This is a genomic window from Pseudomonas asuensis, assembly GCF_014646755.1.
GTDB classification, from domain to species: Bacteria; Pseudomonadota; Gammaproteobacteria; order Pseudomonadales; family Pseudomonadaceae; genus Chryseomonas; species Chryseomonas asuensis.
The window spans coordinates 1-11,473 of record NZ_BMNW01000026.1 but is presented as its reverse complement, the minus strand read 5'-3'; the positions used below and the strand labels follow the sequence as shown (position 1 = coordinate 11,473).

Genomic DNA, 11,473 nt, shown 5'->3' with positions numbered 1-11,473 from the left:
GCACAGTCGGGCAAGCGGTTATTCTGGACGGCGATTCACTGATCGGTGGCTTTTTTGCCGCACGACGGACAGGCCCGGCAGTGGCGCGTGTTGCACAGGTATTTGACGTGAGGACAACGCTCCTCACCGCAGGCGTAGTGCTTCACGCCCAGGATCGAGGTACCGCAGGCCAGCATTTTGCTAACCGATTCCACTTCGATATCGTGCAGACCGCCAGCCTCCAGTAAACCCGCCCAGCAGCCGTTGGCCGTGAACAGGTTTTTCAAGGGCCTGGGTTTGAAGCTATCTGGCATGGGAACGTTGGGCAACGGCTGTTATAGGTTTTGCGCTTCTGTAACCCTGGCTTAGCTAAGTAAAGCCAACGCGGATCGTAAATCGTAAACGGTCTGCTTGGGTTATCCAGATCAGGCATGTAATGGATCAGATTTACTGATAAACTCCGGAATTGCAAATGTCACCTGTAGGCGCGTGGCTGTGCCGCTCGCCTTCAGCAGGTTTGGGTGATCTAGAGGTTTGTCAGTAACCTGTTACCAATGCTTGGAGGAAAGACCCGACCCTCACGGGTGGGGTAGCTCACCCTTCAATAAAGTGGAAGCTGATCTGGGGTATGTACCAAGTGCGCTGGCGGGATAGGGCCCTCTTCACCAAAAGGCTTTTTAAAAGGCCCGTAAACCTTGGACACTGCAAAAGGTGAGTTTGAGTTTTGATTTGGGAAATTTTTCAATAGCGTCTTGAGTTTTTCAGGCGAATCACAGCGTGACGCTAGCCAATTGATGTAGTCCCCGTTTTTCACCACACCGCGACCATATTCTGCTTCTATCAAAAAGCGTGATTGATACTTCTTAACAAAATCTCTTTTTTCAGCCGACAGGCTAGCGAGGTTGATTAAACTTGTAGGCGTATAAGCACCATTCAAGAGATGCAGATGAGTTGCGACAAATTTCATTCCCGTTGGAGGCAAGGCCAGGAATTTATTTTTATGAGTGGCATATACCGCATCACCAAACGTCGACTTGATGTGGCTACCATGTTTTTCCAAAAGGGCACGTTTTTTAAAGTCGTCAACCTCCCCTTGTATCTTCTTGTCGCTCAGCTTTTCTGCCGACCACCGCTTTTTATTATCTTCAATGAATTTAGCGACCGGCGACGCGCCCGAGTCTATTGACTCGTGCAGCGAAGCGCTCGTGACCTCTCTCGTCTGCCGGCTGGAGGCCAACAATGCCAAATTGGTTTCTTCCTCTTCACCTTTGAAGTACGCCTCTTCGACGATGATTTTCTGTAATTCCATGGGCAAATCGATTAGGGTTTTTTTCGGCTCATGGAAACGCCTAAAAATGTGAAGCGACTTTTCTTCGTCGCGCTTTTTCGGCACGGTATAAACTTCTACGCTGTCGACGTATTTGGAGGCGTCCCGATTTTTCTTCGCTTTTACGCATACCTCGAACGTCTTATCTTTCCCATTTTTCTTGAGGGTTTTCAGGTACGTATGGCATTGAATTTCCGAACTTCCCTGCCCATGCACTTCACTTTTAATATTCTTCAGTTCTTCCGGCTCGAGCGTGAGCAATTGGTTCACCATGTCATTTTCTTTTTCAGTGGATTTTCTGTTTTTATCATGGGCTGCTGCCGCCATGGGCCCGAGCCTGATGAACGCCCCCCCGTTGAGTAGGAATCTATTAGGCTGCCTGACCTGCGACACCTCGCCGGTTCCGCTGGGTTGAGAGGGGGTGGACGACTGGCTGACTTCAGGAAGCGAGGTCGATATGGAGTTTATGAATGATTTAAAGGATAGTTTCATAACGTGATGTTCCTGGTCATGAACGTGCTGGGTGAATTATTGCCATTTAAAGGGCCCAGGCTCTTTACGAACGGTCAGCGAACGATGATCGGGCTCAGGCTGGCGGGTGTAGAGTGATAGGGTGAGGAGGCTGGGCTTGCAGGCTTGCTGCCACCACTGGTTGGCCGGTATTACCGGCGCGGTGTAGTGTCGGGAAGGGCTACCTAACGGGAGTGGATTCATCGCTGGCTGAGCCTGTTCTGGGAATGTGAGCGGTCGAGATGGACGACCTGGATCCAGGTAGGTGGTCAGAAGGGCTTAGGGGGTTCCGAAAGCGGTCCAGGCACATGGGCAGGCAATACGGCTCTAAAGCGAGCACGGACCAATTTGCGGCCGCAGGCTGCCAGGTTCCAGCCGATTGATTCGGCCTCCAATTCCTGAATCTTCAGCTGCTCAGGCGTCAGGACTTTGTTGGTTGGAGTGACACCCTTACGCTCCTCTTGCAGCTAATTCACCCATCGGCGAAGCGCCGACTTAACCAGCCCAAGCGAACGGGCGGTTTTGATATAGCTGTAGCCCTGATTGAACACCAGGCTGGCAGCCTCGCGCTTGAGCTCAGGCGTAAAAGAACGACGTTGCTTGGTCATCAGACACCTCTCTCTGGCGAGCATTCTCACCCAAATGAATGTCCGGCTTCATTAGACCACTACACTTCATCATTCAAGGTCAGTAAAGACTGCAGCTAGCCGCTGCTTTAGTTCATGTGTAGGAATTTCAAAATTCCTACACATGAACGCAGACTATAGGCAAGAGCGTTACGGCGCGATTGGCCTGGCGAATCAGAGACCGGATAGTAAAATCAAATGGATTTCACTATAATCCGCTGATCGGGAAGTAATTTTTAGCCCCAAGCCTGCACTGCGGACGCACCTTCTCCGTACCACGGTTTTACATGCCTCATCAGCTCAATCGCGTGAGCATTAATAACCAGTCCCTGCGTCAGTCCGCTGATCGCCGCTGTGTACACCATCCGTGAACCACACAGCACGCAGCTGAACGGATCAACGTTTAAAACACTTTGGCCATCTGCGCAAAATAGAGCTTATGCTCCGGTACCAGCGGCTTTATGCGCCTCCACAGCACAGCTGTAATCTCTTTGCGATGTCTCATACCTCTATCGTGGACATAGCCATGCCGAGTTTTGTTAGCCGCTTTTAGTCATAAACCAACCTTAAAGCTGGGAACTAGAGGGTCGGCTTACTCCAAGTATATTTTTTCTACACCCTCTTAATGCCGTTGATGACCTGACGATCGAAAGGCCATGCGGGCACGCTATTACTCACACTGGCAAAACGCAGCCATTACCTAGGATGGGTACGATTGGAACTAACGGCAGATAAAGGACCACAGAGCCTGCGAATGTAATGATTAAGATTATCATTATTATTAAAAAATCTCTTGGTTGGAAAGCCTTTCCACGCGAAACACTCTAGGGCATCGCATGAACGTTAAAGCTGTCAATGAAATGCTTCATTCTCTCGGCTGCCGTGACCGAATCGGCAACCTCACCCTGGCCGACAACGGTTGTGCTGGCCTAAGTCTAAGTGATGGAACCTCGGTTTACTTCGAGTGGAGCGAGCCACAGCAAACGCTACATGTGTACACGCCTCTAAGCGATCGCCGAAGCGTGGCATCCAACGGCCCTACTAGCCAGGAACTATACCGTGCTCTGCTTAGCCTGAATTGCCTAGCCGAAGGGCCCTTAATCTCCATGCACCCACAGCACGAGCATATCTATCTTCAGATGCGCTTTCCTGTCTCGGGGCTGGACGTAGAAGCGCTCGATACGGGCATCAATGATTTGATGGCCCGTCGTAATAGCCTGCACTACCATCTGACCCGCCAGGGCTTCGCACTCTGAGAATAGTGTTCGTTTTAAGGAGATGCTTAATGACTTACACATTCAACCTGCCCCGTCTAGGGGGCACTCAGCATGCTGTGGTCAGCGATCTTGAATCGGGCCATTGGTTACTTGGCGCGCATTCTGCTCCTAGCCAGCCGATCGCTCAGGCTAGCGGCGCTTATGGATCGGTGGCGCCATCGTCTAGAGCAGGAGCCCGACTGATAGTAGGCACGATTCAGCGGCTGAGCGATGTTGTCCTGGGAGTTGGCCAATGGCTACCGGCTGCTAGCCGGCGTAGCGCGACCTCTTATAGCCATGTAACGGTTGAAAACGATGATATTGAAATGGCTGAACGCCCAGTCATAACACCGTTAGCTGCAGCTTCTTACGGGGAGCTCGAGTACCAGCTGAAAAAGGATGTCGATGATGTGCTGGCCAACAGCTTCAACTGGCAGAAGGCTGGTTCCGAAACCGGTAAGGCTCTTGCCCGTGGCGCGGTAGCGGGAGTAGCAGTTTATGGAGCTTACACAGCGGTTGACGCATTGGTTCAGGCCAAGGCACCCAGCGATCAGCAGGGCACCGCCCGCGGCTTTATTGCCATGGGAATGCTGACGCCGATATACCAAGAGGGTAAGGAGCTGCTCAACGGCGTGCGCGAGGCGGTCACCACCAAGGCCAAGCTCAGCTACGCCGAGGCTTTGGAAAAGACACACTTGCGCCGCCAGGCACAGAATGACGCATACCTCAAGATTCTGCCCGACCATATCCAGACTAGTTGCCGCAAGATCGACATTTTCTTGCTACAGGCCTTTGCCGCCGCGAAGAAGGGTGACAAGGTTAATTACGGGCTGATCCGCGGCATGATGCACTGGCGCCAGGACTTTATGGTCGGCCGACCGATGAAGACTCAAGAAGTACAAGCCATCAAGACCGACGCCGGGCGTGCTGATCTGTTGGTACGCATGGACAGCCATCTACATCGCTACCCGCCGGAACTGCGCGATAAACTCAGCGGTTTCACTCTAGGGATTGCAGCCCGTTCTTTGCAACGCGAATTGCCACCAGCTTTCCAAGCCAACGCCGACTTTGATTTACTCACGCTCAAGGACAGTGACGACTGGCACCGCTGGACCGAAGTGCCCTCGGTGAGCAAACAGATGATGATGCTGGCCGGTGCACCTGGTACCGGTAAGAGCCGCTATGCTGAGCACGTGCTGCCTGAGCTGCTCGGCTTGCCAGTGCAGAGCCTGGTAATGCCTGACAAACAGGCCGGTGGCATCAACTCGTTGATGGCCAAGGAATGGTCAGCGCTAGAGCAGGATGAGTTCGTCACAGCTGACACCGACGCCATGGGTAAAATCGGTTTATTGCTTAACCGCGCCCAATGTACCAATCCGATCTTGCTGCTGGACGAAGCGGACCTCGACGATATGGACGGAATCAAGCGTTTGACCGATCCCAGCCGTAAGCAACTGGAAGCTATCGCCTTGGAAACCCTATTGGATTTTTCCAACGTAACGATCCTGATGGGAACCAACGCGCTTCGACGGGGAGCGAATACTCCGGTGGACGGCGGTGCCGGCGAGCTGGAGCCGGCCTTGGCTGACCGCTTGGAAATGGCTGTATTCGAAGGCACTGATGCTCCTACCAAACGCGAGGCAGCGATCAATGCCTATCACGGTTGGGCAGGGATGTATTGCCTGCCAATAAAAGGTGGCGAGGGCGCACTGCTAGACCACAACCAACAAAACCGTTTGCAAGGATTGTTCAAGGGTTGCCTAGATTACATCGTCGAATCGCACCACAACAAAGCGAAAATTCCTGGTGCGCGGATGCAGGTACCTGTGGCCTCGGTGGTCAACTTCATTGCATGGCGCTTATTGGGTGAGAAGCATGGGCAGACACCTGAGCTGCGTCCCGAGCAAATCCGTACCTACATTGATCAGTTCTATGCCTTGCGCATGAACAGCCCTAAAAATGAGCAAGCGGTCGACCAAGATGTGGAGGTGGCCGCTGAATCCTCGCGAATGGCCGAGCAGCGGGCAATGCTGATGGGCAATCAAGCTGGCAGCTAGAGAAACTCCAAGTAACCCAGCCGTTACCTGTTAAGTTGCTTGAAAACACCCAAAGGCATTATCTCTGATGTCCAGTGGGCTTTTTCATCACGTGACGCGGATCGCCTGGGTCTAAGTCGAGAAGAGTTAGCCGTTGGCCTGAGAAACTCCATACCGACAAGGCGGACGAACTTGAGCGCTGTCACAGGCATCTGTGCAAACGAGAGATTACCAGTCGAACCGCCCGTAAGGGAATAGACAGCAAAGAGCGACTTGGTCGCCATCGCTGCGTAATAGAGCGTTGATCTTGCCCAGCAACCGTGGATACCCCTTAAGCGATACACTGCACGAGGTGAGCCACGGCAAGGTTAGCAACAAGCTAGATGAAACAAACCCGCACCTGCTACTCCCACGCCTACAAGGACGAAGCGCTAGCGCTGGCTGAGCGAATCGGCGTCAGCAAAGTTGCCGGACAGCTTGGCTTCCATGCTTCCCAACTCTATGGCTAGCAGAGCAAGAAACAACAGGGTCAGGCCAGCTCCTCAGCTTGCTCGGCTAACAGTCGCTTGAGCCAAGCAAGCTGAGGAGCTGGCCCTTGTAAAAAAGGCCGCCGCGTACCTTGCCAAGTGCCTCAATTGAACACGCCTTCATGAGCGCTTATGCCGTGTACCTCTCAATCAAGGCCATGTGCCGTGTATTGGGTGTCGTCCGCAGCGGTTACTACGCTTAGTGCTCATGCGCACAGTCAATGAGTCACCAGCGAAGAATCGAACTAATCAGCAGGGCGTGCAGGTATATGGAGTACATCCACGGCGAGCGCTTCACGAGTCGAGCCCAGATGCGCGAAACCGTGTTTGAATGCATCGAAACCGACTACAACGATCAGCGGTGTCATCGCATGCTGGGTACATTAGCCCGGAAGCTTTCGAGGCTCGAATGCGTGCCTAAACCCGTGTCCACGATTGCTGGGCGGGATCACTGACCGTACTCATAGCAGTTATCAAACTGCTTTTAGCTTAACAACAGAGAGAGCAGGGTATGGATCGAACCTAGTGCTCTGACACTGCTGTTTTGAAGTGGCTCAACCCTGTTGGACAGCAGTGTATGCCTCACAGAGTTTTACCTGTGCCAAGACCGTCACGTAAGGGCTTCGTGTGGTACACCGTTTGATATCGTTGCGCTTTCCGGCTCAGTTTCACTGTAGTCGAGCTTGATGGCCGCTAAGAATGTCTACGATATTTTTTAGACTGCTACTTAACCAGAAGGAAAACCTGACTGGAGAGCTCACCCTGGCGCCCAAGGGGCAGCCGGGCTCTACCGGCACCATGAAGTATGAAGCAGATACCACGACGCTGATAAGGCAAGCGGACGAGGACGGCTAATACCGTCCAGACGCGAGCAGGCTTGAGGCCTACAATGGCTTTATCAACACTAGTTATATTGACGGACGTAACGCCTCTACACACGCCAGCGATGGAAAGGGCTTCGAGATCGGTGACAGCAAGAGTATCGCCGAAAAGGCAAAGAAGGCCGGTCTTATTGATAACGTTAATGACACCATCCCGGGCTGGTATGATGGCTTGACCACCCAAATGCAGAGGGCTGGTAAATTCTTAGAAGAAGAGCTGGGTACTGGGGATAGCTACATACACCCCCACGACGACGAACTTGGCCAGGAAAAAAATCCCATGCGCCATACCGACTCGATGACTCTAAACGTCGAGTTTGGCAAAGCCTGATGCTCAACATAGGATCGTGAGCAATCAATGCCGTGCTACATCATCCGCTTGAAAGCTGGTACGTGGCAGAGTGCGCAATTACATGCAGATCACCATACGCGGGGACAGCATTAGATACTGGCAGAGTCATTCGCCTGAGGAGGTTCCACAGTGAGTTAAAACGAGTACTTGATAATAAAAGAGCACTCTCAAGTTGACTATTCCTGTCCATCCCTGGGCAGGATAGTTCATACAGCTTGAGGAACATTATCCATGAGCTTGTCTAACGTGATCAGCAGGTCGCGGATACGCTTGCCGGTGGCGTGATACACCGCATTGGCAATGGCGGCGGCCAACCCTGTAATGCCGATCTCACCGATACCGCGTGCACCAAACTCGTTGAGGGCATAGTCTGGATAATCAAGCAGGATTACGTCCATTTCCGGCGGCTGGTCAGCATGCACTGGCACCATGTACTCGGCATAGTCATTGTTGGTGGGCATGGCGTTACGTTCGTCATAATGTGTAGCCTCAAACATTGCCATGCCAATGGCCATTACGATCGCACCTTCCACCTGATTCGCGGCAGCCTTGGCGTTGATGACCTGGCCGACATCAATTGCACTGACCACACGTGATACACGCAGGCGGGAGATACCTGGATCCCAGCGCACTTCCACGAATGCGCACCAAAAGAGCGGATCGAAACATCATTCTTGTCGGCTGTTTGTGTCCGGGCCTCGCCCTCAGCACTGCCCAAGCGCAGGGTGGTAAGCAGATGACAAAAATCCAACACGTCATCACCGCTGACCAGCCGGCCATTGGCGAACTGCAAGGCCTGGGGATCGACGCCCTGGAACGGACCGTCCTCTACGGCAAAGCTTTTGAGCTGTTCGATGGCATCACGGGTGGCCTCAGCCACAGTCGGGAGAGCGCTGGCGGTAGCCCAGGAGCCAGGAGACCGGTCCGGGCGGAAAGGATGAGTCACCCAGCTGTACGGTGATCTTCTCGAGTGGTAGACCGGTAATCTTGCTCACTACCTAGGCGACAATGGTGTAGGTACCAGTACCGATGTCCTGCACGCCACAGGTAACATACGCCGTACCATCAGCACGCAGGGATACCCGTGCCTCACAGGCGCAGCGCAGTGCATCCCAATTGCACGCGGCCAAACCATAACCGATCACTTCATGACCGTCGCGCATCGAGCCGGGTTTAAGGGTGCGCTTGTCCCACCCGAACTTGGCCGCGGCCTTATCAAAGGCTTCCTCCAGATGATTGCTGGACTAGGGCATGTCCTTGCTCTCATCTCGTGTTGAGGCATTGAGTTTGCGAAACTCCAAAGGGTCTATGCCAACCACCTCGGCCATCTCGTCCATGGGTGATTCCAGAGCGAACAAACCTGGCGCAGCACCCGGGGCACGCATGGAGGTAGGGGTCCCGTGGTTGACCTGCAGCGTTGCATGGTAACAGCTAGATTCGGGCAGCTGTATAAGCTCTTGGTTACACTACCGCAGCTCTCGGTGTTCTGGTCGGTGAACGATGTGCTGTTGACCGATTCATGTCGTACCGACAGCAACTTGCCCTAGTCATCCGTGGCGAGCCGCAGTCGTTGCTCAGTAGCCGGACGATGACCGGTAGTGGTAAACATCTGCGGGCGTGGCACCACAAATTGTACGGGGCGACCGACAAGTCGCGCGACGGCACAGGTAGCAGGCGAGGGCGGCCACGCCCAGAACTTGCTGCCAAAGCCTGAATCGATGAAGGGCGACTGTAGCTCGACTTTGTCCGGGCTCAAACCGAATATACGAGCCAAGGTATTACGGTGCACGATTACTGACTCGTACACAAACAGCCGGTCGTCCTCCCAGTAGGCAGTCGTGGCGTGCATTTCCATCGGATTGTGGGTTTCGACAGGGGTAGTATAGGTCGCATCAATGCGATGAGCTGCGGTATTGAAACTGGCTTCCGGGTTTCCACGTGAGTAGTCAGAGCCTGCAGCCTGAGGTGCCTGTACCTCTTTCGCTTGCGCAAGCGTGGCCAGAGTGGCCAGAGTGGGCTCTTCCTTATACTCAACCTTGACCCTGTAGGCTGCCGCGCGAGCCTGCTCGAAGGAGTCGGCCACGACCATGGCCACGAACTGACCGGCGTAGTAGACCCGGTCATCCTCGAACGGCAGCCGGCTTTCATCGACCTTTACTAGCGGGTCAATCTTAGCTGGATTCAGTTTCATCTTGGGTGGACGGTAGAGTTCGGTGAAGTGGGCGTGGTGGTAGATCCCGAGTACACCCGGCATGCGCCGGGCCTCATCAACGTCGATACGGGTGACACGGCCGCTAGCGATGGTGGAGTAGACACCATAGGCATACGCCATGTGCTTGAGTCCATGATCGGCAGTGTATTGCCCGAGGCCGGTCACCTTGAGTCGACCGTTGACTCGCTTAGGGGCGGCACCGATGATGTCGTTCATGCCATGCCTCCTGTAAGAGTCTGCAGGTTACGGACGATGGCCTGCTGGGCAAGCGGGATCTTGTAGGCATTGTGCCGATACGGCGTGGCACCCTGCAGCGCCAGCTGAGCCGCACGGCGGAAGGTCTCTTCATTGGCGGGCTGACCGCGTAATGATTTTCTGCTTCATGAGCCCGCCAGGGCTTGGTACCGATCCCGCCCAGGGCAATGCGTGCCTCGGTGATGCGGTCGTCCTGCAGCTGGATGATTACTGCACTTGATGCCAGTGCGAACTGGTAGGAGGCGCGATCGCGTAGTTTCAGGTAGCCAGAGCGACTGTCGACCAACGGGGGCGCAAGTGTGATATGGGTGATCAGTTCGCCCGGGGCCAGGGCGTGCTCGCGCTCAGGGGTATTGCCGGGCAGCAGATGGAAATCAAGGAAGTCGATCTTCCGCTCACCCTGGGGGCTCTGCACATGAACGGTTGCACCAATGGCCGCCATGCACGCGCTGCATGACGTTACCGGCCGTGGTGGCCTTGTTGCGCAACTGCGTAGTAGCACCTGCTAGCAGTGCCTGAGACAGCACAGGATAGGCCAGGACAACGTACTCATCCCGGGCCAGTGTTGTGTTGGTCACCAAGGCACCGATGCGCACACTGCCATCACCTGGGCGCTCGATACGGTTAAGCCCAACGCGATTGATACCCACTAGCCGCTCGGGCTGCATGACGTCAAGCTTGACCAGATCAAGCAGGGTAGTGCCGCCAGCCAAGTACAGCGCATGGTTTGCTTGGCCAGCCTTAAGTGCCTGCTCGGTACTGGTTGCACGGTCAAACTGAAAGTTACGCATCAGCTGCCCCCTTTAGCTTGCCGCGCGCTAACTGTATAGCCGCAAGAATATTCTTGTAGGCACCGCAGCGGCAGATATTACCGCTCATGGCCTCGCGTAGGCTGGCATCGTCGCTGCCAATGGAGAGATCATGGAGGATGGCTACGGCGCTCATGATCTGCCAGAGGTGCAATAAGCGTCATGCTCCCAGAAGGCTTCCTGTACAGGATGCAGCTTGCCGTCCTTTTCCAGGCCTTCGATAGTGGTGATCTCGTCACCGTTATGGCTGACGGCCAGCGACAGGCAGGAGTTTACCGCCGTCCCGTTCACATGCAGGGTACAGGCGCCACATTGACCGTGGTCGCAACCTTTTTTGGTCCCAGTCAGCTGCAGACGGTCACGCAGTACATCGAGCAGTATGGCATTGGCTGGCACATTGACTGTGTGGGCTTGGCCATTCACTTTTAGGGTAATACGCTGCTTACTAGATTGCAGAGGTTGTTTGGTGTCGTCGACAGGCGCGGCCTGTATTGCCTTGACCCATATTGGAGCCGAGGCAACGGCAAGGCTAGATGTTTGGTTCCGGGGAGAAAGGGTTTATGGTATAGACCTCTATCGGAGGAGGATCCATGGCTCAGGTTCTACACAAACGCGCCACGACCACGCACGCCATCCGAGCGGAATTACAGCGATCGCAGGATTCGATCGCGACGCTGAGTAAGCGCTACAACTTAAATCCCTA

At 54.3% G+C, this 11,473-nt stretch carries 6 protein-coding genes and 7 pseudogenes; 6 read left to right on the top strand and 7 right to left on the bottom strand.

The features are described 5' to 3' along the window. Positions 1-38: 38 nt before the first annotated feature. The 4 genes and pseudogenes from IEX86_RS23805 to IEX86_RS23790 form a co-directional block, all read right to left on the bottom strand. Positions 39-293, bottom strand: a pseudogene (locus IEX86_RS23805) (transposase zinc-binding domain-containing protein); the annotation flags it as partial. 287 nt (positions 294-580) lie between these two features. Next, positions 581-1,798, bottom strand: a complete 1,218-nt coding sequence (locus tag IEX86_RS23800) for a hypothetical protein (protein WP_188868642.1) — start codon at positions 1,796-1,798, stop codon at positions 581-583. A 348-nt stretch (positions 1,799-2,146) separates the two neighbouring features. After that, a pseudogene (locus IEX86_RS23795) lies at positions 2,147-2,424 on the bottom strand (transposase); the annotation flags it as partial. A gap of 254 nt (positions 2,425-2,678) precedes the next feature. Next, a pseudogene (locus IEX86_RS23790) lies at positions 2,679-2,881 on the bottom strand (hypothetical protein); the annotation flags it as partial. A gap of 397 nt (positions 2,882-3,278) precedes the next feature. Between IEX86_RS23790 and IEX86_RS23785 the strand changes: the two are divergent. From IEX86_RS23785 to IEX86_RS23770, 5 genes are all read left to right on the top strand, one after another. Then, positions 3,279-3,698, top strand: coding sequence for a type III secretion system chaperone (locus tag IEX86_RS23785; RefSeq protein WP_188868641.1), 420 nt, complete (start codon positions 3,279-3,281; stop codon positions 3,696-3,698). A gap of 29 nt (positions 3,699-3,727) precedes the next feature. Then, the gene (locus tag IEX86_RS23780; RefSeq protein WP_188868640.1) at positions 3,728-5,755 is read left to right on the top strand and encodes a hypothetical protein; all 2,028 of its coding nucleotides are present in this window, start codon (positions 3,728-3,730) and stop codon (positions 5,753-5,755) included. 362 nt (positions 5,756-6,117) lie between these two features. Continuing rightward, positions 6,118-6,243 carry a hypothetical protein gene (locus tag IEX86_RS25870; RefSeq protein WP_373290484.1) on the top strand — a complete coding sequence of 42 codons (126 nt, stop codon included), beginning with the start codon at positions 6,118-6,120 and terminating at the stop codon, positions 6,241-6,243. A 287-nt stretch (positions 6,244-6,530) separates the two neighbouring features. Next, positions 6,531-6,716 (top strand): IS3 family transposase, encoded by a 186-nt coding sequence (locus tag IEX86_RS23775; protein WP_188868639.1) that lies wholly within the window; start codon positions 6,531-6,533, stop codon positions 6,714-6,716. A gap of 244 nt (positions 6,717-6,960) precedes the next feature. Further along, positions 6,961-7,116: a hypothetical protein gene (locus IEX86_RS23770; RefSeq protein ID WP_188868638.1), complete on the top strand. Its 156-nt coding sequence runs from the start codon at positions 6,961-6,963 to the stop codon at positions 7,114-7,116. 584 nt (positions 7,117-7,700) lie between these two features. Here the strand turns inward: IEX86_RS23770 and IEX86_RS25460 are convergent. The 3 pseudogenes from IEX86_RS25460 to IEX86_RS23755 all read right to left on the bottom strand — a co-directional run. Then, a pseudogene (locus IEX86_RS25460) lies at positions 7,701-9,922 on the bottom strand (xanthine dehydrogenase family protein molybdopterin-binding subunit). Then, positions 9,919-10,752 (bottom strand): annotated as a pseudogene (locus tag IEX86_RS23760) (FAD binding domain-containing protein). The pseudogenes IEX86_RS25460 and IEX86_RS23760 overlap by 4 nt, the downstream one beginning before the upstream one ends. After that, positions 10,745-11,304, bottom strand: a pseudogene (locus IEX86_RS23755) ((2Fe-2S)-binding protein); the annotation flags it as partial. The pseudogenes IEX86_RS23760 and IEX86_RS23755, both read right to left, overlap by 8 nt. 56 nt (positions 11,305-11,360) lie before the next feature. Between IEX86_RS23755 and IEX86_RS25250 the strand changes: the two are divergent. Continuing rightward, a pseudogene (locus IEX86_RS25250) lies at positions 11,361-11,473 on the top strand (IS481 family transposase); the annotation flags it as partial.